The sequence below is a fragment of the Arthrobacter zhaoguopingii genome, assembly GCF_009828605.1.
In the GTDB taxonomy this organism is placed as follows: Bacteria; Actinomycetota; Actinomycetes; order Actinomycetales; family Micrococcaceae; genus Arthrobacter_D; species Arthrobacter_D zhaoguopingii.
The window spans coordinates 212,227-233,291 of sequence record NZ_WIAE01000002.1 but is presented as its reverse complement, the minus strand read 5'-3'; the positions used below and the strand labels follow the sequence as shown (position 1 = coordinate 233,291).

The window sequence follows — 21,065 nt, the reverse complement described above, 5'->3', positions numbered from 1 at the left end:
CGAGAATGACCGACGGTCAGCTCAGGGACTGGGTGTACTGTCCGTGGGGGCCGGTGAGGCCGACCGGGACGCCGTTCCTGGCCAGGACGAAGGCACCGTCTTGTGGCTTGGTCCGGTGAGGGGTCCGGTGAGGGATCCGGGCGGTGATCTCGGGCAGGACCTGCCGGCCTTCGTTGCTCAGCCAGATGCAGTCGAGGGCGCCCACCCGATCAACGAACTGCTGTCGCTCGGGGGGCGTGAGGTACGCGAGCACGGCGCTGTGGAAGACGACCAGGGTGGCCTCGGGTGGTGCCTGCCGTGCCAGTTTTTCGAGTTCCTTGTTCAGGTCGCCGGCTACGAGCAGGGGAGGGTCGGCGGCGACCACAGCCGCGGCCGCATGGAGGCGCCGGCGACGGGCTTCGTGTTCGGGCCAGATCAGTGTCTGGAGCCACCGCAGGCTTACCGGATCGGCGACGTCGAGGGGGTTCAGGTCGATTCCGGCGCGCCAGACCACCTCGGGAAGCCGGGCCGGGGCGGTGGCACCGCCGCGCAGTTCGCACTCGAGCAGCACGTCCGCGGCTTGCGGAGGATTCAGCCGGACCGTACCGTCCGCGCCCTGGTAGGTATAGCCGTACCGGTCGGGGTAGAGGCAGAGTCCGGCGGAGGCACCCACCTCCAGCAGCGCGACGGGTCCTTCGACGGCGGCGAGCTGGGGCAGGAGGACCGCGCACCGGCCGGCTTCGTTGGTCTGCGTGGAACGGGTGCGGATGACCGGATCCACGCGCTGCCAGTTAGCCAGCAGCCAGGGCCGGACGTTCCCGTAGCTCCCCAGCGGGGCGCCGTGGGACCGGGCGGCGGCGAAGACCAGGTTCGGTTGCCGCTTCGCCGGCGGGAGTCCACCCACCAATGCCTGCACGACCGGGTCTCCTGCGACGCCCAGGGCCCAGTCCTCGTAGATGCCGGAAACGCCGTGTGCCTCGAGTTCAGCGAAACGCCGGTAATGCTCCGCGATGGTCATGGGCGGATCCTAACCCGGCGGGCCCGCCCCGGTGATGAAGGAACAGCGGGCCTGAGATCTTGATGAACCGACCTTCAGGCACCGGAGCCCTATGAAGGGCGTCCCCGGTGGACCGGTACGACGGCGGCCGCGATGCCGAGCAGCACAAGCGCGCCCAGGGTGGTGCCGAAAGCGACCAGTACCGCCCCTATCATCCACAGTCCGGTCACATCATTGACGGCGGCCGTGCCGATCCACGCGAGGGTGAAGGAGACCGGGAGGATCAGGAGAGCGACGCCAAAGGGCAGAAGACGGTAGGCGAGCCCTGCCACCACGATGCCGCACAAGAACGCCCCCACCCCCTGCCATATTGCATACGGTCCGGCCATTTCGCCGGTGGATTCGTCGTACTGGTACTCGGTATCCCAGGCGAACCAGCCAACCCAGAGTCCCGCGGACAGAAGTGCGATCAGGGCGACGGACGCCCATTGCCGTGCGGGCGATTGATCGTGGTTTCTCGTCAGGTGCATGCCTCACTGTAAGACATCCCACCCGCTCGTCAGGGCGCACACAGCCTGCTGGCGCACCTGCCTAGGCGTTCGGGTTTTGCTCCAGCGGATGGTGGGCCAGCTTCGCGGGGACGCCGTCATGGACGAGCCGGTGAGCCGCTGTGGTGGGCTTCCGCCGGGCCTGGTCCGTCACGCCCGCAGTAAATTCATCCGCGAGCGTGAGGCGCGGATAGGTGGAGAGGACCTCTTGCACGAAGTCCCGGGGAAGGACGTCCGCTCGGGAGCCACTGATGTCCAGGCCTGTTGCGACCTCCAGCAGGTATCCCTCCACATCCATCGCTGGATCCACCGACGGCCAGTTGTGCCGCACGATCACGTCGAGTGCGCGCTGTCGTCGGTCCGGCGCCCAGCCCGCGCCAGCGGTGAGCGCGACCGCGACGTGCCCGCCGGCTTCCTCGTAGGAAAGCGCAACGTTGTCGAAAGCAGGGACGATCCCCATATCGTGCAGCATTGCGGAGGTGTACAGCAGTTCATGATCCACGTTCCGCCGTTCCTCGAGCAGGGCGAATGCCTCTGCCCACAGCCAGGATCGGACCACGTGGTTGAGTAGCGCGGGCGAGTGATACGAAGCTGCCAGTTGGAAGGCGGCCCGGGCTGCCTGGGTGCTGGGAGCGGTGAAGTCGTGCAGACGCATAGAGACATCGTTGCAGACGAACGCAAGCCACCCGGGGAAGTCGGAATGGCTCCGGTAGCCCGATCAGTCTGTGCCCAGCGCTGCTTCCAGCCCATCCAGAATCACCTCGAGGCCGTACTCGAATTCCTCGACGTAGTCGTAGCCGGGCTTCAGCACGTGAGCGTTCACGAATTCCGCAAGGTTCGGATACTCACCGGCGGGGAGGGGCTCGAACATGTGCTCCGCCATGGCATCCATGTCAGCGCGGAGCATGCGCTTCTGGGCCACCCCGCCTGCCGGCTAGACATTGCAGGTGTAGGTGATGCCGGTCCGCTCGTGAACTCCGTTCCCGAGTTCGGCACAGGTTTGAATGAGGCTCGTGATTCCAACGGTCAGGAGGGTGACCCCGGCGACCGTGAGGGCAGCTCCAATGATGGTCCCGGCAAGGGCAAAACCGTTTCTCATTCCCGCCCGCCGCGACTGCAGGAAGGCGATGATGCTGAGGATCAGCCCGATGACGCTCAATGGCCCCAGAATCGACAGGACGAATCCAGCGATGCCGAGGGATCTGCCGGGATTGGTGCGCTCCTCACGTCTCGTTGGCGGTGACTGCTGGAAACCCTGAGTCATGCGAATTCCCCATGGAGTGATCGTTTTTCGATTTTCAATTGTGAAATACGGCCCGCTATTCGAGGAATTCACGGCGAGCGATCCGCAGCCCGGTGCCGGCGTTCCGCGCGCCACCTCAGAACGCCGCCAGTGATGAACGCGGCGCCCCCGAGGAGGAGGACAACCGCCCCTCGCGGAATTTCCGGCAGCGTCAGCCACTACAGCCCGATAAGGACGAAAACAAACCCCAGGGACGCCACCCGGAGGCCTTGCCTGTCAATTTTCATATCGTCCTCCTAACCTAGGCAGGATGAGAACGGGCGAAAGGAGAGTTCCGGCAGTTTCCCTGAAGACCCATTGAAGTTCGGTGCGCATCACGGTACGCCCGGACTCTGGTTCTGCAAAGATAGAAATTTCCCTCAACGGTGAAATGAGTATTCATTGCAGGGAAACAGGTATCGGAGTGGAGTCCTCATGGGATTCGACCAGCAATTCGAGGGAAGCTGCTAATGCGCCTTTCACAACGTTCCAATGCCATGCCTTCCGACCGAATGGAGTTCCGGTACTGCTGCGCACGGCGGCGGCGGTCACCCGTCGGGTGGTGCACCGTCCAGGAGCTGCGCAAGGTGAAGGCCCTGCCGGTTGCTGAGGTCGGTCAGCTGGGTGCGGCACGAGTAACCATCGGCGAGGATGACGGTTTCGGCGTCGGCGGCTCGCACGGCCGGGAGCAGCTGCTGCTCGGCCACCGCGACCGACACCTCGTAGTGGCCGCGCTCCACGCCGAAGTTGCCTGCAAGGCCGCAGCACCCGCCCAGTTCCAACACCCGGGCACCCGCGCGTCGAAGCAGCTGCGCGTCCGGACTCCACCCCATGACCGCGTGGTGGTGGCAGTGTGGCTGGGCCACGACGGACGTGCCCTCCATCGGGGGCGGCGTCCAGCCGGGGACTGTCGCCAGCAGCTCCGCCAGCGTGTGGGTGGCCTTCGCGACCGGGCCGGCGGTGTCCTCGCCGAGGAGCTCCAGGGCGTCGGAGCGCAATACCCCGGTGCAAGAGGGTTCGAGCCCGACGACGGGAATGCCGATGTCGGCGTAACGCCTGAGCTCGGCGACCGTATGGCCCAGGATCCGCCGTCCCGCATCCAACTGGCCGGTGGAGATCCAGGTGAGCCCGCAGCACAGCGCCTTGTCCGGAATCAGCACCTCGAAGCCAGCCTTCTCCAGCACCCGCACGGCTGCGCGCCCCACCTCGGGGGTGAAGTAATTGGTGAAGGAATCGGCCCACAGCAGCACCGGCGGCCGCGGGGTGGCCACCTGATCCCCTTGGGGTCCTCCTTCAGGCATCAGCCCGGAACCGGTAGCGGACGCCGGCCGGGCGCGGAACCAGGAGGAGAAGGTCTGGGATGCGAAGGCGGGGATGGTGCGACGGGAATCCACCCCGGCCAGGCGCAGCCCGGGCCGGCCGATCCCCGGCAGCCGGGTGAGGGCGTTGACCAGGCGGGGCGCGGTGGAGGCAAGGCGAGCCCACCGCGGCAGCCACCCCAGCGAGTAGTGCGAGGCTGGCCGGAGCCGTCCCCGGTAGCTCTGGTGAAGTATCTCGGCCTTGTAGGTGGCCATGTCGACACCGGTCGGGCAGTCCGAGGCGCATCCCTTGCAGGACAGGCACAGGTCCAGGGCGTCGTGGACCTCGGGTGAGCGCCAGCCGGCGCCTCCCTTGTTGATCATTTCCTGAAGGACCCTCGCCCGGCCGCGGGTCGTGTCCTTCTCCTCCCGGGTCGCGAGGTAGGACGGGCACATGACGCCGGCGCCATCGGTGTTCTCCGCACGGCACTTGCCCACCCCGGTGCAGCGGTGGACGGCCTGGCTGAAGTCACCGCCGTCGTGCAGATAGCGGAAGCCGAGGCGGGAGCGCAGCGGTTTGGCCTCGGCGATGCGGATGTCGGCGTCGAGCGGCCGGGGATCGACGATGACGCCCGGGTTGAGCAGGTTGTCCGGGTCGAGCACCGCCTTGACCTTCCCGAAGAGACCGATCGCGGCGGGGGAGTACATGTAGGGCAGCAGTTCGCTGCGGGCCCGCCCGTCACCGTGCTCACCCGAGAGGGACCCGCCGTAGCGGGCCACCAGTTCAGCGGCGGCGGTCATGAAGCTGCGGAAGAGTGCGCTGCCGTCGGGTCGGTCGAACGGCACATCGAGGCGGATATGGACGCAGCCGTCCCCGAAGTGCCCGTACGGAAAGCCCATGAGGTGATGTTCGAGGAGTAGGGCGTCGAAGTCCCGAAGGTAGTCCCCGAGGCGCTCCGGTGGCACGGCCGAGTCCTCCCAGCCGGAATGGGCGGGCATGTTTGCCGGGGAGCGGCCCGCCAGGCCCGCCCCGTCCTCGCGGATCTTCCACAGCGCCGCCGCGTCGGACGGATCGGTGATCACCCGGGCCGGAAGGGCCGCCGCGCGGCTGAGGCGCCGGGCGCGGTCTACGACCTCCAGAGGGTCTTCGCCGGCGATCTCGACGAAAAGCCAGGCGGCGCCCGCAGGCAGTTCCGGGACCGCATGGTCACCCTTACGGCTCCGGACGACGTCGACGATGCGCGAGTCCAGCCCCTCGCAGGCGGTGGGACGGAAGCCCATGACGTCCATCACCGCGTCCCCGGCGGAGCCGATGTCGGCGAAGCCCAGGACCACCAGAGTGCGGTGTGCCGGGTCCGCGACGAGGCGCACCCCTGCTTCAAGCACCACCGCAAGGGTGCCTTCGCTTCCGACCAGCGCGCGGCGCAGGTCGAACCGGTGCTCGGGGAGCAGGTGCTCGAGCGCGTAGCCGGAGACCTGGCGTCCGAACCGGCCCAGTTCGGTCCGGATCGTGCCAAGTTCGCCCTGCACGAGCGCGCGGAGCGCATCGGTCTCCGGCGTGGAGGGCGTTCCGTCGGGGCCGAGCATCAGTCGGGTTCCGGACCCTATGACGACGTCGAGGTGCGTCACGTTGTCCACGGTGCGCCCGTAGGCCAGGGTGCGCGAGCCGCACGCGTTGTTGCCGATCATCCCCCCGATGGTGCAGCGGTTGTGGGTCGAGGGGTCCGGTCCGAACCGGAGCCCCTGCGTCTGCGCCCTGCGCTGCAGGGAGGCGTGCACGGCGCCGGGCTGCACCACAGCCGTGCGGGCCTCCGGATCGAGGTCGAGAACCTGGTTCATGTACCGGCTGAACTCGAGAACCACGCCGGTCCCCACGGCATTGCCGGCCACCGACGTCCCGGCCCCGCGGGAGGTGACCGGCACCCCGCGGTCGCGGCACACCTCCAGGGCGGCGAGGACGTCGTCGGCGTCCCGTGGAAAAACGACGACGGACGGCCTCACCCGGTACAGGGAGCCATCGCTCGAGTAGGCGGAGCGAGTGGTTTCGTCGTCGCGGACGTCCGAGATGCCCCGGCCACGCAGGGTGCCGGCCAGGGAGCTCGGCAAGGCCAGCACGGTCATGAGTAGCATGCTATCTGTTGCGGCGCGCCGGACCCGCCCGACTCAGCGGACCCGCCGGCGGGCCTGCCACCATCCTGCGCAGCGGGCCCCGGCGTCGACGACACCGGGGCACGCTGCAAATGTCGGAAAGCTCAGGCAGGAGAGGACTTCGGGCTTCGGGAGGTCTTTTTCGGGGGCAGGGCGAGCTTGAAAATCTTCGCCCAGGTGGACCCAACCTGCTTCGGAAGCGGACCGGTGGTGTAGGGCAGGCCGTAGCGGGCGCAGATCTCCCGCACCTTCACCGCCACCTCGGCGTACCGGTTGGACGGCAGGTCCGGGAAGCAGTGGTGCTCGATCTGGTGGGAGAGGTTTCCGGTCATGAGGTGCATGAACTTCGAGCCGGAGATGTTCGCCGAGCCGATCATCTGGCGGACATACCAGTCGCCGCGGGTCTCGCCTTCAACCATCTCTTCGGTGAAGGTGTCGGTGCCGTCGGGGAAGTGGCCGCAGAAGATCACCGCGTGGGCCCAGAAGTTGCGGATAGCGTTTGCGGCGAGGGTCCCATAGAGTGCCCGGCGGCCGGAGCCGGTGGCCATGGCGAGCAGGGGCGTGGCGGCGTAGTCCTTGGAGAACTGCTTGAGTGCCTTGAGTCCGACGGCCTTGAGGTCGCGGTTCATCGCCTCCTTGGATTTCACGCCCTCCTTATAGTCGGGGATTTCGAGGTCGTAGAGCGCGATGCCCCACTCAAACACCGGAGCCAGGATCGCGTTGTACAGCGGGTTGCCGAGGTTGAACGGGCGCCAGGGCTGGTCGGCATCCATCCGCAGCAGGTTGTACCCGATGTCCTTGTCCTTACCGATGACGTTTGTCCACCGGTGGTGGAGATCGTTGTGGGTGTGCTGCCAGGAGCGCGCCGGGGTGACGAAGTCCCATTCCCAGGTGGTGGAGTGGATGTCCGGGTCGCGCATCCAGTCCCACTGGCCGTGAAGCACGTTATGGCCGATCTCCATGTTTTCAAGGATCTTCGCAAGGCTCAACATGGCCGTGCCGGCGGCCCAGGCAGCCTTGTACTTGCTGAACATCAGAGCACCGCGTCCGGTGAATTCGAGCGTGCGCTGGATTTTGATGATGCGCCGGATGTAGGCAGCGTCGGTTGCCCCGCGCTTGGCGAGGATTTCGTCCCGAACAGCATCCAGCTCACGGCCGAGCTCGGCGATTTGCTCATCGGAGAGGTGCTTGGCGGCATCGGGACGGACCAGGGGATGGCCAGACGTCGCCAGGGCGCCCGGGCGGGTCAGCGTGGTGGTCATGGGGCTCCTTCGAGGGGTTAGAGGTCGAGGCTTACGGGACCGGCCGCGGCCGACACGCAGGTTTGGATGAGTTGGCCGGGGGCGTTGTGAAGTTCGCCCGTGCGGAGGTCGCGGACCTGTCCGCTGCGCAGCGGGACGAGGCAGCTGTGGCAGATACCCATGCGGCAGCCGCTGGGCATCAACACGCCGGCGTCCTCGCCCGCATCCAGCAGGGGAGTGTCACCGTCGGCCTGAACCTCGCGGTCGGACTGTTCAAAGACGACCACTCCGCCGTCGTGCCCCGCACCCGCCGTGAGGTCGGTGCTGAAGCGCTCGACGGTGAGGGTTCCCGGGCGGGCGCCCTTCGCTTCGGCTCCGGCTGCGATGCCCGGCGACGTGCCGGCGGCCTCGAGGGCCGCCTCGCTCTTCCAGAGTTCCTCGGCGTCGTTCAGGAAACCTTCAGGCCCGCAGGCGTAGGCGGCCCGGCTGCGCCAGTCCGGGCAGAGATCGGCGATGGTCTTGGCGGTGAACTCGAGGCGCCCTCGGGCGCTGGTGAACCAGTGGCGGACCGTCAGGTTGGGAAACTGGTCGGCGAGTTCTGCGAGTTCTTCACGGAAGAGGCTCTTCTCGGGGGTGCTGTTTGAGTTGATCAGCACCACATCGGCGTCGGGGCGGCGGGGGATGAGGGTGCGGATCATGGACATCACGGGGGTGATGCCGCTGCCGGCCGTGAGCATGAGCAGGGACCGCGGGTGCTCGGGCAGAACGAAGTCACCCTGAGGGGGCGAAAGGAAGAGCACATCGCCCGGTTTGGTGCCGCGGACCAGCACCCGGGAGACGGCACCGGCGTCCTTCACGGTGATCGCGGGATCGTGGCCGGCCGCAGTGGTCAACGAGTACGAGCGCCATTGGCGCACTCCGTCGAGTTCGACGCCGATGCGCGCCCACTGGCCGGCCTGGTGGGCCTGCCAGCGGTGGCCCGGCCGGAAGTAGATGGTGGCTGAGTCCTCGGTCTCGTGGACCACGCGGGTCACAATCCCGCGGAGCTGGCGGGAGGAGTGCACCGGATTGAACAACGCGAGGAAGTCCTCCGGGGTCAGCGGAGTCGTGAGGGCGGAGGCGGCACGCGCCAAGTGACGAAACAAAACGGGTCTACCTCAGTCTTAGCGGGGAATGAACTGATCGCCTTGCGGAGGCCGAAACTCCAGCAGGGGGACCACCTCGGGCGGCGTTGGTGTTGTTCGACACAGGGATCCTCCTAATTATGTAGTGAGACCGTCAACGGATCCAACGGCCCAAAGTGGACCGGGTTACGTATGGCAGAGGCGCACGCGCAGGGTGCTCCACCGTTGCGCTCTACTCTTTAGACGATACGGAGCGGGAGGAACAATAGCAAGTGTGCTTACTAACGGCGGAGCCATGCACCGGCGCAGCAGCACGCCGGGCGCCGGTGCCCTCCTGAGGGGCCCATGTCAGGGGGCATCGGCGTAGACCCAGGCGTGGATTCCTGATTCCAGGCGCAGCTGCACCCGCTCGTACTCGCCCACCTCGTAGAGATCGGCCGCAGCGAGCTCCTCGTCGGAGACCTCAAACACCGTGCCTTCGACGAAATCGGCTGCTGCTGCCGAGTAGCGCAGGATGGGGTGGGAATCGGTTCCGCTCGTGGCAACCACCGCGGGGTCGGTGATGCGGAGCCACTCGATCCGGTGGTGGGGCAGGCGGTCCTCCGTGCCCGTGAGGAGGCGGCCGAAATGCGCGAGCTGGACGGTGGGCAGCCGCAGGGTCCCGTAGGAAAACAGCCGCTGAACCATAGAACCTCTTTCCATCAATACCGGGCGCGCCCCGCCCGACGAGTTGCACAACCGGTCGAGCCGCACAACGATGGTATCGACCGGGGCTCGCTCAGCCGTTCGAGGGGACGCTTGCCCGCCCTCGTGACAGGAGCGCCCCCTCATCGAAGGTCGCGGTGACGGACGTACCGACCCCTGGTGCGGAGCGTACCTCAAGGGTGCCGCCGACCTGCTGAATTGTGTCCCGCAGGATCCGCAGCCCAAAATGGCCTTCCGGACAGGGGTCGCCCGGGTTGAATCCAAGTCCATCATCCGAGATCGTGATCCAAGTGCTTGGGCCGGCCTGCCGGACCCGGATGGCCACCGAGTGCGCCGAAGAATGCTTGGCGGTGTTGGCCAGGGCTTCACGCGCCACCCGATACACCAGGACCGCACTGTCCCGGTCAAGTACGAGTCTGTCCGACAGATCGATACTCAAGGCTATTCCACGCTTCACCAACGGGGCTTCGAGCCTCATGAGGGATGCCTCCAGCCCGAGCTCCTCAAGGTCGGGTGGATAAAGCTCGCTGGTCATGGCCCGGAGGGCGCGGATATTGTCCTGAAGCAGGGTCCGGGCCATCGCAACTATCGGCCCTTGTTCAGGTGGGCCGCAGCGCTCTTCGGATTCCAAAGCATAAGCCAGCCCGGACAGGTCCTGGATGACCTCGTCGTGGAGTTCGCTGGCGATTCGTCGACGCTCTTGATCCGACGCCTCGATGGCGCAGCGCAGCAATGCGTTTCGTGTCGCCTGATGCCTGCGGATCCTTCGTGCAAGGCGGGTGGCCGGGACCAGTTGGGCCAGCTGCAGCACGGCCAATGAAAGCAGCATCGGCGGAACCATTCCGATCAGCACTGCATGCTGGTCGCGGCGGACGGCCTCGCCCGATGCATATGTCTCGAGGATCATCGGCTCACCGCTCTGGGAAAATGAGCGGACATACACCTCCACGAGTTCTCCGGAGTGAGCCTCGTACTCGTTTTCCTTCGCCGTCTGGGCCTCGAGGGTCGCCGTCGCCGGCCCGCCGTCCAAAAGCAGCCGAGCCCATTCTTCCTGTTTGAACTCCTGCCCGATGAGGGACTCAACATCCGAATACACGACCTGGCCGTGCTCGTCCCACACCTTGATCCGGGTCAGATTCCCATTGGCCAGCCACGGCGCCAACCGCTGATCGATTAGTTCGATTGCGGCGGGATCGCGCGCAAGGACCCGGTTCGTGACCAAGGGGCCAACCACATTGTCGGCCAGGCGTTGGGTGATATCCCGCGCATTGACCAGGGCCTGCCGTTCCGCTTCGGCCCACATCCAGGCGGCCACCGGGAGGGCAACCAAGCCGAGGGCGACAAGGCCGGCAGTGAGGAAACGCACGACGGCGAATCTCACCACCCACCGCTCAGCGGGATCCTGGCCGGCGTCGTCCGGTGAGCTGGCCCCTCCTGCGTGAAACACTGCCACGGCGGTCCTGCCTCGTCACTGTTCCGGGAGTCCGGCGGTCGATGCGGAGGTGCCGCCAAATTTCGCCACCAGCGCCGGGTGCACGATCATGTTGCCGGCTCGAGCATGCCTCAGGGTGTCCAGCATGAGCCCCAGTGCACCGTCCTTTGGAAGGAATCCGCAGATTCCCATGCGGGCGGCCTCCTGAAGCGCTGCGGGCGACGGATCGCCGGTCAGCATGACGATGCGTGCCCCGCGCGTCACCGAAAGAATCCGCTCCGCGGCCTTGAGTCCGGATCCGTCAGGAAGGTGGAGATCCATCAACACAACGTCGGGCCGCGTCTCCTCAAACATGGCCACTGCCGAGGCCACCGATTTCGCAGCCCCTACACTCCTTAGATCTGGTTCCCGGTCAAGAGCTCCAGCTAAGAGGTCGACAAATGTGGTGTGGTCATCGACGATGAGAATGCGCAGGCGTTCCGTTTTTCCCCTGGCCGCCAGGGTCGCCGGGGAACATTCCTCCGCGGTTACCTCGACCGGGGCCCGGACTGCGAATGGCTCGCGCGTCGCCGCGGTATTCGTGAGCAATCTGTGTTGCGCTTCCTGCAGCGCCAGACTCGGCACGCAGCCCAATTCCTCGGCCATTATCCTGCGGCACCGGTCGAAAGCCCGTAAGGCTTCGGTATTTTCTCCATTCCGCTCGAGCCCCAGAATTGAGGCCGTCCATGCCCGTTCGTTGAGTGGATCCTCTTTTGCAGCAGCCTCGCCCCAGGCAATGGCTTGGGAGAAATTTCCCACCGCGAGTGCGGTTTCTGCCGCCAGAACCCGAGCGGAGCCGACCCGTGCGGCGTGGAGAATCCGTTCCTCCTCCGCCCAGGCCGGGAGGAGTTCATCCCCGAGCAGCGGTGTTGACGCCAGCTCAAGCGCTTCAGTGAGCATCGCCAGGGCTGCGTGGGGCACCGCCTGGCCGGCCCTCCTGACCAGCCGATCGAAGCGGTCGAGGTCCAGCTCCACGAGCGAGCGGTCGATGGCGTAACCGCCGTTAACGGTGCGGAGGGGGCCGGAGCGGCCGGTCCCTGGCTGCAGGTGCCGTCGGAGGACGCTGACATAGCTCTCGAGGGTGGGGAGTGCGACGGCCGGGTGGTTCCCGCTCCACAGAAGGTCCATGATGCGGCTCTTTGAAACTGCTGATCCAAAGCTCAGGAGGAGAATTTCAAGGACCTGGCGGGGCTTGGGTCCGCCGAGTTGGTTCGCGCTGAGCTCCGTTTCTCCACGGTGGATAGTCAAAGGGCCGAAGACTGAAATTCGAAGCGTTGGCGTTTGTCGAGGCGCGTCCGCCACTATTGTCGTGGCGGGTGTTTCCTTTTCAACATCTAAAGTGAACACTGAATTTTCCTCGATTATCCGGTGCCGTGTGTCACCCATTGAAGTCCTGGATATATCGACGAACAACAGTGCTTGCTACTCGAAGGGCGATGAAGATTACTCGCCTGCCGCATTCATTTTCGCTGGGTGCTCAGGCAGCAGCGGGGTAATCCCTGTGAGGTATCCACCGGGCACCGGTGGGAGTAGAGGGATGACGGCGTGCAGCTACTTCCGGCCCACCAGCACGATGCCCTGGATCGCGTCGAGCGGCACGGCCCCGAAGTCCCTCGAGTCGATTGACACACTCCGGTTGTCCCCAAGCACGAAGACGCTTCCGGCCGGTACCGTCTCGGGTCCGAAATAGGTAGCGTCGATGCGGTCGTGGTCGATGAAGGGCTCAGGAACGGCGACGCCGTCGACGTAAAGTTTCGCATCGCGAATCGCAACCGTCTGCCCCTCCCCGGCAACGACGCGTTTAATTGTCTTCCTTCGGTCAACGGGGCTGGTGAAGGCAACCACCGCGCCGGCAGGGATACGGTCCGCAGCAGCGGGCTTGTAAACAAGGACGACGGACCCCGCCGGGATGGTGGGTTCCATGCTGTCCGAGGACACGGTGAGGGAGTCCACCAACCAGCCGCGGATGAGCAGGAGAACCAGAACAGGAATTAGGGCCGCCGCGAGGAGCCGCCGGGCTCGAGACCATGGCACCGGGGGTTGTGACAGCGGCGGCATGTGCCCGCTGGCTTCCCGCTTAGTGGTCAACCTGCCACATCGTCCCAGACGGGCTTGGCTGCCGTCATGGGATCGTTCGGGTCAACGTCGGTTTCCCGAAGGCCCACCCGGAACTGCACCATCATGTCGTGATCCTCGTGCGGCAGATTGTGGCAGTGCATCATGTAGACGCCCTTGTGGGGGGTGAACTTCATCAGGAGCCGGACGGTCTCCCGTTCACCCACATACACCGTGTCCTTCGGGCCCCGCTCCCAGTTAAAGGGCGCCCGTCCGTTGCGGCTGATGATCTGGAAGTCAACCAAGTGAATATGGAGCGGGTGGAACCAGCCGCCGGAGCTGTTCTCGATCTGCCAGACCTCCACTGAGTTGAGCGCGGGGTTGGCGACTGCCTTCTTGTAGCCGCTGGCGATGACGTCCTGCCAGCTGTCATCGTTGATGGTCCACATGTTGGTGGCGTCGCTCCGCTTGACCCGAAAGTATCGCGTTTTGACGGATTGGCCGGCCCGCAGCGACATGGTTTCACCTCCGGTCAGCGCCGTGGGGATCCGGTTCCAGGTCGGATCCCGGCTGTCCACCGGTTCATCGGTGACATCGAAGGCCATGATCTTATGGGTGAAGTCGTAGTCGACGTTGTTCTCATTGGACAGGTTCCACAGCTCGATCCGCTGTCCTGTCCGGTATTTCCGGAAGTCAATGAGGACCTCATACCGCTCCGCCCCGGCGTGTCGGTAGTTCGCCACGCTCTGCGCCGCCGGCATCAAGCCGCCATCGGTTGCGACAACCACCAGCGGATCGCCGGTGCTCAGGGCCGGCCGCAGGGACCGGGAGATTGATGCATTCAGGAGCCGGAGGCGGTAGACACGCTTCTGCACCTTCATGACGGGCCAGGGCTTGCCGTTCACCAGGATCACGTCTCCCCAGAGGCCCGAGTGGGTGTTGTCGTCGTAGCCGAGGGAGCCGTCTGAGGCGAACATCGCATCGCTGATGGTCAGCGCGACGTCGTACCGGCCCTGGGGGAGCAGCCGCCGTTCGACGGGATCGTGTAGGTGGTATTGGGCCGCGAGGCCGGAGTAGGCGTTCAGCGCGGTGAAGTGGACCCCATGGTCGTGGTACCACAGTGTGCGGGCCGGCTGGAAGTTGGGGTAGTGGTAGTCCTTGTAGAAACCGGGGTGGGTGAGGTCGCTGGCGTAACCGTCGTATTGGGGGAGGGACGCCGAGCCGTGCAGGTGGGTGGAGGTGGAGAGCGCGTGCCCGTCCAACGCATGCCGCACCGGAAGCTGGTTGCGCACCCTCACCACGGCTTTCGTGCCCCGATCGAGGCTGATCGTGGGCCCCGGGAACAGCCCGTTGTAACCGAGGACCGGTGTGCCCAGACGGGGCAGGATCCGTGCCACCGCCGCCTTCTCTGTCACCCGGTAGTAATTGACCGGCAGCCCGTCGGCCGGATCAATGCCGGTGGCGTAGGGCGGTAGGAGCGGGGCCTGGATGAATGGTGTCCGGAACGGCCGCGGCATGTGGTCGGAGCTGAGCCGGCTCGCAGACTTCGCCTCGACGGATCCCGTCGGCCACATTGCCGCACCTGCGCCGAGGACTCCCAGCCCTCCGATCAGCAGAACCTGGCGCCTTGTCGTTGACATTAACCGTCTCCTTCATCCGATGCTCAGACTGTGCCGTGCGCGGCTTGGGGTTTTCCTGCGTCCGTCGCTCGGACCTTGGGAAAACCTTGAGGGTCGCTGCGGGGTCTGGCCACATGGCCGCTCCGCTATCCACCACGATGATGTCCAGCCCCGAGTGACAGTCCAGCTCCTCCGGGAAGATTCAGGGTCAGATCGATGGCCCGGTCGGGCAGTTCGAAGATGAGTACGGCGTCGATGCTTTCCCCCTGGGGTGCCACCGCGGACGCGGGGGAGAACCAGACCGCTTGCCAGGTTCCTGTGCCCAAGGCGGAAACGGAATAGCCGGAGGGGTCAAAGGACAGCCCCTCGTCTCCCATTGCCGTCAACTCCAGCAATATGCGGACGCGGTGAACGCCCTCGCCGGGCGGGCTGGCGAGCGCAGCCGCAGGTGTCGGGGGCGACCATCCATCGGCCTCGGTGGGGACCACGCCGTGGATGCGGGCGAGCCCGCCGTCGAGCCCAGCTGAGGCCCCCAGCGGAACGGGAGGTGTCCGCGGAGGAGAGGTCAGGACGATCGCGAGCAGGGCCGCAAGGAGGGCGGCCAGGACGGCCGGCACAAGGATCCGCGTGCGGGTTGGGAGGGTTGTCGGTGCCATGCAGGCGAGTCTGCCGCCCGGTCCTTGGTAATCCCTTGGAACCGGGAGCCACCCGCGCCCTGCACCTCGGGCCTAAGTTTCCCCAAGGTTTTCACGAGGGACAGGAAACACGCTGTGGGGGTTCCGTCCCTCCTAGCGGCAGGTGTGCCATGAAACGTTCAGCCCGGAATACCGACAGGGCTGCGGATCCATCAGGACCAGCAGTCCCCACCGATCCACCCCCGAATCGCAGAAAACGGCGCAGGGGCGGCAAGACGCCTCCTCCCTTCCGGCTGATCGCGGCCGCGACCACCCTGATCATGCCCCTGTCCCTGGGACTCCCTGTGGTGGCGGCCCACGCCGTCCAGGCTCCTGTCGGAGAAGGGTTCACGGTGTCCGCCTCCGACTTGTCCTACATCCTCAAGCAGATCAAGATCGCCGAGAACCATGTGGCGAAAACGACCCCGGCAACAGGTCCCTGCGGTGCGCTGGTCGGAACGGGACCGAACCAACTGGCCAGCCCGCTGCTCTCCCGGGGTCTGCGAACGGTTGACGGCAGCTGCAACAACCTCCAGCCCGACCAGGGGCACTACGGTGCGGCGGACCAGGTGTTCCCGCGCCTGACGAAGGCGACCTACAGCGCGGCGGAACCGAGCATGTTCGCGGCCCCGGGTGCGCCGGCGTCCACCTACAACCAGACGTCAGGGGACGTGTTCGATTCCGAGCCCCGGATCATCAGCAACCTCATTGTGGACCAAACCTCCGCTAATCCAGCAGCTGTCGCGGCAGCGGGCCATCCGGTGCGCACCCAGGGCAACAAGGGTCTGCTGCCCTGCACCACAGATCCCCAGCCCAACGCCGACCCGCCGGTCACCGGCGTACCGGCGGACTGCGTTCCCAAGTACGACACGATGTTCATTCCGAATGTCACAACCGATGTCGGGCTGTCACCGCCATACAACTCGATGTTCACGCTGTTCGGTCAGTTCTTCGATCACGGGGTTGACCAGACGGTCAAGGGCGGCGGCACTGTCTACATTCCGATGAAGGCGGACGATCCCCTCATCTCTGGCCCGGACCACATCAAGGGCAACGCTGACGACCTGCCGGCACATCTGAGGTTCATGGTCATGACGCGCGGGCAGAACCAGCCGGGGGACGACGGCGTCCTCGGCACCGCCGACGACGTCAAGGACGCGCTCAATACGGACTCGCCCTGGGTGGACCAGAGCCAGACCTACAGCTCACACTCCTCACATCAGGTCTTCCTGCGTGAGTATGAGAATGCTGAGGGCCGTCCCGTATCGACCGGGAAGATGCTCGGCGGCACTGGCGCCAATGCCGACGGCATGGCGACTTGGGCTAGCACCAAGGCCCAGGCCGCTACACTCCTAGGCATCCAGCTGCTGGACACGGACGTGACCAACGTTCCGATGCTCGCCGCGGACGCGTACGGCAACTTCATCCCCGGGCCCGCCCGTGGCCTGCCGCAGTTCGTGACCGGGTCGGGCCTGGTCGAGGCCGACCGCGCCGCGAATGACGGCAAGGGGACCCTCGTGCCTGACGATGTGCAGTACTTCGACACACCCTTCCTCACGGACATCGCGCACAACGCCGATCCCTCCCCGAAGGACACCGACCACAATCCGCGGACGCCTGCGGTGGTTCCCACCCCGGATGCGGACAGCACTCCGTCGGCCGACTTCGCCGACCAGGCACCGGGCACCTACGACGATGAGATGCTCAATGAGCACTTCATCGCCGGTGACGGCCGGGTGAACGAGAACATCGGCCTCACGGCCATCCACCAGGTGTTCCACTCCGAGCACGACCGCCTGGTCGATGACATCAAGGTCACGCTGGCCGCGAATCCCGCGCTACTCGCCGGGTACCAGGCGGCCGGCACCTTCGACTTCGGAGAGAGGCTGTTCCAGGCCGCGCGTTTCGTCACGGAAATGGAATACCAGCACATCGTGTTCGAAGACTTCGCCCGCAAGGTCCAGCCGGGTATCAACCCGTTCGAGCCGTTCGCCTTCACCGAGACCGACGTGAACCCCGCCGTGACCGCGGAATTCGCGCACGCGGTCTACCGCTTCGGCCATTCCATGCTGACGGACACCATCTCCCGCAAGAACGAGTACAAGCCCGGCAGCGACGGCGAGTACGGGACGGTGGACGATATCGCGGGAACCTCGAACGACATTTCCCTGCTCGAGGGTTTCCTGAACCCACCGGCATACTATGACGGTGGAGATGCCGGGGTGCTCGCGCCCAAGGAGGCCGCTGGCAGCGTGGTGATGGGCATGGCGGACCAGGTCGGAAACGAACTGGATGAATTCGTCACCGACACCCTGCGCAACAACCTTCTCGGGCTGCCGTTGGACCTGGCCACCGTAAACATCACCCGCGCCCGGTCCGAAGGCATTCCATCGCTGAACAACCTGCGCAAGGAACTGCATGCCGAGACCAACGACGGGCAGCTCAAGCCATACGTGAACTGGATCGACTTCGGTGAAAACCTCAAGCACCCGGAGTCGCTGGTCAACTTCGTGGCGGCCTACGGAACCCACCCGAGCATCACGGGGGCGACCACGGTGGAGGCCAAACGAGCTGCAGCACAACTGCTCGTCAAACCGGCCACCATTGACGGCGTGACAGCCGAGGCCCCGGCCGACGCGGCGGCCTTCCTGAACAGCACCGGTGACTGGGCCTCCAAGCCGACCGGCCTGAACGACGTCGACCTCTGGGTCGGCGGGCTTGCGGAACGGACCAATATGTTCGGCGGCCTGCTCGGCAGCACGTTCAACTACGTGTTCGAGCAGCAGATGACCAACCTCCAGAACGCCGACCGGCTCTACTACCTGGCCCGCACCCCGGGCATGAACCTGAGGGCACAGCTCGAAGGTAACTCATTCGCGGAACTGGTCATGCGCAACACGAACGCCCAGGCCCTCAAGGCCGACGCCTTCGCGACCGCGGACTGCGAGTTCGAGCTGAAAAACCTCAACGGAACCCCGGGAGGATTCGATTCGTCGGGCAATACCGTAGCCGACGATGTGGCAACTGATTGCGACGAGACGGCACTGCTGCTCCGTATGCCCGACGGCACGATCAAGTACCGTGCGATCAACAGTGTCGATCCCTCCGGAATCAACGGCCAGAGCGTCTACAACGGGACCGCCAACGCGGACCGCGTCTACGGCGGAAACGACAACGACACCTTCTGGGGCGGCAACGGAAACGATGTCATCGAAGGTGGAGACGGCGCCGACGTCGCGCTCGGCGGCAACGGAAACGACATCATCACCGACCTCAACGGTGACGACGTGCCCAAGGGCGGGCCGGGCAATGACGCCATCGACGGGGGACCGGGCCTCGACATCCTGATGGGGGGCGACGGGAGCGATTTCACCAACGGCGGCGAGAACGCCAATGAAACCTTCCTCGGGGAGGGGGATGACCTCGCCATCGGCGGCAAGGGGATCGATGCGGTCTTCGGTGATGGCGGGAACGACTGGATCGAGGGCGGGGAAAGCCCTGACTTGCTGATCGGTGACTCCAGCAACCTGTTCTTCCAGGACGACTCGCAGAAGCCCGGCCACGATGTCCTGATCGGCCAGGGCGGTGACGATGACTACGACATGGAAGGCGGCAACGACGTCGGCCTCGCCGGGCCCGGAGTTGAGAAGGTGGCCGGCGCCTCCGGTTACGACTTCGAAATCGGCCTGTCGGATCCGCAGAAGCAGGACGCGGACCTCGATCTGCCCATTCTTGGCCTGGACGTCCTGCAGGTCGGGGTGCGCGACCGGTACAACGAGGTGGAGGGACTGTCCGGGGGAGCCTTGGACGACACCCTGCGCGGAGATGATGTAATCCCGAGCGAGGTTGGCGGCGGGGGCTTCATCGGTTGCGACGTGTTCGATCAGGACGGCGTCAACATGGTGGAGGGCCTGGACGAGCTGATCACGTCCCTGCCGACTCCGCTGGCAGAGGTCGAAGCGCGGACCGAGTCCGGGGAATGCCAGCTCCTCAGCGGCAACGTCTGGGGCGACGGCAACATCCTGCTCGGCGGTGGCGGCAACGACCTCATCGAGGGCAGGGGCGCCGACGATATCCTCGACGGCGACCGCTACTACAACGTGCGACTCAGCGTCCGGGACGCGGCCGACCGGACCATCGAAATCGGCAGCGCCACCGGGATGACCGCGAAGTACCTCAAGGTCGGTGGCGTCCTTGCCGGGCAGACCCTCCAGGAAGCGGTTTTCGCCGGCAAGGTTGATCCGGGGAACATCGTAGTGGTGCGGGAAATCCTCACCGCTCCTGGCGGTTCGGACACCGCGGTGTTCTCCGACGCGGAGGCCAACTACACCGTTTCCACGACGCCCGCCGGTGCGGCCCTGGGTTCGCCCGGCTCCGTCACGACGGTGACCCATGACGACGGCGGTGCAGATGGTACGGACACGCTCCGGAACATCGAGAACCTGCGGTTCTCTGACACGCCGATCCCACCGCCGCCACCGACTGTTGTGGCTCCGGGTGTTCCCACCCTGGGCGCCATCACCGGCGGTAACGGTCGGGCGACGGTCGCGTTCTCGGCTGCAGCCGCCGGAGGGACCCCCACCGGCTTCACCGTCCGGGTCGTCGACGCGGCCAACGCCCAGGTCGGCGCCCTGCGCACCGCACCCGCCGGTGCCACCGCGCTCGTCATCGACGGCCTGACCAACGGCACGGCCTACCGTTTCCAGGTCCGGGCAACCAACGACGCCGGCACCAGCGCCTACTCGGCTCTGTCCGCCTCGGTGACGCCGGCTGTACCTCCGCTGACCACGGCCGTCCCGTCCATCACCGGGATAGCCAAAGTGGGTTCGGTCCTGACCGCCAACACCGGCATCTGGGGACCGGCGCCTGTTTCCTTCACCTATCAGTGGTTCAGCGGTGGTGCAGCCATCAGCGGTGCCACGGCGGCGACCTACACCGTGGCAGCTCCCGATGCAGGAAAAGCGGTAACGGTGCGGGTCACCGGCAGCAAGACAGGCTACGCACCAGCGACCACCACATCCGCGCCAATTACCGTCGCGGCCATAGTCCCTCCTGCCAACAGGCGCGACTACAACGGTGACGGACGGGGCGACCTTCTGGCCCGCGATGCCAGCGGCGTTCTGTGGACCTACCTCGGCAACGGTGCGGGGACCTTCCCGACCCGTGTCAGGGTCGGCTCCGGCTGGGGCGCCATGAACAGGATCAGCGCGGCCGGCGACCTGACGGGCGACGGTAAGGCCGATCTGGTGGCGAGGGATGCCAGCGGCGTCCTGTGGACCTACCGGGGCAGCGGAACGGGCACTTTCCCGACCCGCGTTCAGGCCAGTGGAGGCTGGGGTGCCATGACCGCCATCAGCGTAGCCGGCGACTTGACGGGCGACGGTAAGGCCGATCTGGTGGCGAGGGACGCCAGCGGCATCCTGTGGACCTACCGGGGCAGCGGAACGGGCACCTTCCCGACCCGCGTTCAGGTGGGCGGAGGTTGGGGTTCCATGACCGCTATCACCGCAGGCGGTGACCTGACCGGCGACGGTAAGGCCGATCTGGTGGCACGGGATGCCAGCGGCATCCTGTGGACCTACCGGGGCAGCGGAACGGGCACCTTCCCGACCCGCATCCAGGGCAGTGGAGGCTGGCGTTCCATGACCGCCATCAGCGTCACCGGTGACCTGACCGGCGACGGTAAGGCCGATCTGGTGGCGAGGGATGCCAGCGGCATCCTGTGGACCTACCGGGGCAGCGGATCCGGCACCTTCGCCAACCGTCTCCAGGTGGGGACAGGGTGGCAGACGATGACGGCCATCAGCTGACAACAGGGCGCCGCCCGTATTCCTGCCGGGGATGCGGGCGGTGCCTTCCGCCCAAGCGCACCGTCCGGCTCCGGCAGCTAGGGGCCAAGGTGTGCACCCGCAATCACCACGTCC

General features: G+C 66.0%; 15 protein-coding genes. 1 reads left to right on the top strand and 14 read right to left on the bottom strand.

Annotated elements, in window-relative coordinates:
* Positions 1 to 16: 16 nt before the first annotated feature.
* From GVV77_RS03930 to GVV77_RS03865, 14 genes are all read right to left on the bottom strand, one after another.
* Complete coding sequence (locus GVV77_RS03930; RefSeq protein ID WP_159616549.1) at positions 17 to 997, bottom strand: DUF2332 domain-containing protein; 981 nt, start codon at positions 995 to 997, stop codon at positions 17 to 19.
* 89 nt (positions 998 to 1,086) lie between these two features.
* Positions 1,087 to 1,506: a hypothetical protein gene (locus tag GVV77_RS03925; protein ID WP_159616547.1), complete on the bottom strand. Its 420-nt coding sequence runs from the start codon at positions 1,504 to 1,506 to the stop codon at positions 1,087 to 1,089.
* Positions 1,507 to 1,567: 61 nt separating this feature from the next.
* Entirely contained in the window at positions 1,568 to 2,179 is a 612-nt protein-coding gene (locus GVV77_RS03920) for an HD domain-containing protein (protein ID WP_159616545.1), read from the bottom strand.
* Positions 2,180 to 2,242: 63 nt separating this feature from the next.
* A complete protein-coding gene (locus GVV77_RS03915) occupies positions 2,243 to 2,431 on the bottom strand; it encodes a TetR/AcrR family transcriptional regulator C-terminal domain-containing protein (RefSeq protein ID WP_159616543.1) in 189 nt (62 codons plus the stop codon).
* Positions 2,432 to 2,458: 27 nt separating this feature from the next.
* Entirely contained in the window at positions 2,459 to 2,788 is a 330-nt protein-coding gene (locus tag GVV77_RS03910) for a DUF4190 domain-containing protein (RefSeq protein ID WP_159616541.1), read from the bottom strand.
* Positions 2,789 to 3,354: 566 nt separating this feature from the next.
* A complete protein-coding gene (locus tag GVV77_RS03905) occupies positions 3,355 to 6,225 on the bottom strand; it encodes an FAD-binding and (Fe-S)-binding domain-containing protein (RefSeq protein ID WP_159616539.1) in 2,871 nt (956 codons plus the stop codon).
* A 131-nt stretch (positions 6,226 to 6,356) separates the two neighbouring features.
* Complete coding sequence (locus GVV77_RS03900) at positions 6,357 to 7,514, bottom strand: fatty acid desaturase family protein (protein ID WP_159616537.1); 1,158 nt, start codon at positions 7,512 to 7,514, stop codon at positions 6,357 to 6,359.
* Between the two features lie 17 nt (positions 7,515 to 7,531).
* Positions 7,532 to 8,626: a ferredoxin reductase gene (locus GVV77_RS03895; protein ID WP_246199625.1), complete on the bottom strand. Its 1,095-nt coding sequence runs from the start codon at positions 8,624 to 8,626 to the stop codon at positions 7,532 to 7,534.
* A gap of 339 nt (positions 8,627 to 8,965) precedes the next feature.
* Positions 8,966 to 9,304: a gamma-glutamylcyclotransferase family protein gene (locus tag GVV77_RS03890; RefSeq protein ID WP_246199624.1), complete on the bottom strand. Its 339-nt coding sequence runs from the start codon at positions 9,302 to 9,304 to the stop codon at positions 8,966 to 8,968.
* A gap of 91 nt (positions 9,305 to 9,395) precedes the next feature.
* The gene (locus GVV77_RS03885) at positions 9,396 to 10,775 is read right to left on the bottom strand and encodes a sensor histidine kinase (RefSeq protein WP_246199623.1); all 1,380 of its coding nucleotides are present in this window, start codon (positions 10,773 to 10,775) and stop codon (positions 9,396 to 9,398) included.
* 15 nt (positions 10,776 to 10,790) lie between these two features.
* On the bottom strand, positions 10,791 to 12,206 hold the full coding sequence (locus tag GVV77_RS03880) for a response regulator (protein ID WP_246199622.1): 1,416 nt from the start codon (positions 12,204 to 12,206) through the stop codon (positions 10,791 to 10,793).
* 138 nt (positions 12,207 to 12,344) lie between these two features.
* Complete coding sequence (gene lepB, locus GVV77_RS03875) at positions 12,345 to 12,827, bottom strand: signal peptidase I (protein WP_246199621.1); 483 nt, start codon at positions 12,825 to 12,827, stop codon at positions 12,345 to 12,347.
* Between the two features lie 50 nt (positions 12,828 to 12,877).
* A complete protein-coding gene (locus tag GVV77_RS03870) occupies positions 12,878 to 14,488 on the bottom strand; it encodes a multicopper oxidase family protein (protein WP_159616533.1) in 1,611 nt (536 codons plus the stop codon).
* Positions 14,489 to 14,613: 125 nt separating this feature from the next.
* On the bottom strand, positions 14,614 to 15,123 hold the full coding sequence (locus GVV77_RS03865; RefSeq protein WP_159616531.1) for a hypothetical protein: 510 nt from the start codon (positions 15,121 to 15,123) through the stop codon (positions 14,614 to 14,616).
* A 371-nt stretch (positions 15,124 to 15,494) separates the two neighbouring features.
* Here GVV77_RS03865 and GVV77_RS03860 point away from each other — a divergent pair, with 371 nt between their 5' ends.
* Positions 15,495 to 20,951: a peroxidase family protein gene (locus GVV77_RS03860; protein WP_246199620.1), complete on the top strand. Its 5,457-nt coding sequence runs from the start codon at positions 15,495 to 15,497 to the stop codon at positions 20,949 to 20,951.
* Positions 20,952 to 21,065 lie beyond the last annotated feature (114 nt).

What these genes read in the sequence shown, in the direction of transcription:
- GVV77_RS03930 (WP_159616549.1), bottom strand. Translation starts at nt 997, where the DNA reads ATGACCATCGCGGAGCATTACCGGCGTTTCGCTGAACTCGAGGCACAC.
- GVV77_RS03925 (WP_159616547.1), bottom strand. Translation starts at nt 1,506, where the DNA reads ATGCACCTGACGAGAAACCACGATCAATCGCCCGCACGGCAATGGGCG.
- GVV77_RS03920 (WP_159616545.1), bottom strand. Translation starts at nt 2,179, where the DNA reads ATGCGTCTGCACGACTTCACCGCTCCCAGCACCCAGGCAGCCCGGGCC.
- GVV77_RS03915 (WP_159616543.1), bottom strand. Translation starts at nt 2,431, where the DNA reads ATGCTCCGCGCTGACATGGATGCCATGGCGGAGCACATGTTCGAGCCC.
- GVV77_RS03910 (WP_159616541.1), bottom strand. Translation starts at nt 2,788, where the DNA reads ATGACTCAGGGTTTCCAGCAGTCACCGCCAACGAGACGTGAGGAGCGC.
- GVV77_RS03905 (WP_159616539.1), bottom strand. Translation starts at nt 6,225, where the DNA reads ATGACCGTGCTGGCCTTGCCGAGCTCCCTGGCCGGCACCCTGCGTGGC.
- GVV77_RS03900 (WP_159616537.1), bottom strand. Translation starts at nt 7,514, where the DNA reads ATGACCACCACGCTGACCCGCCCGGGCGCCCTGGCGACGTCTGGCCAT.
- GVV77_RS03890 (WP_246199624.1), bottom strand. Translation starts at nt 9,304, where the DNA reads ATGGTTCAGCGGCTGTTTTCCTACGGGACCCTGCGGCTGCCCACCGTC.
- GVV77_RS03870 (WP_159616533.1), bottom strand. Translation starts at nt 14,488, where the DNA reads ATGTCAACGACAAGGCGCCAGGTTCTGCTGATCGGAGGGCTGGGAGTC.
- GVV77_RS03865 (WP_159616531.1), bottom strand. Translation starts at nt 15,123, where the DNA reads ATGGCACCGACAACCCTCCCAACCCGCACGCGGATCCTTGTGCCGGCC.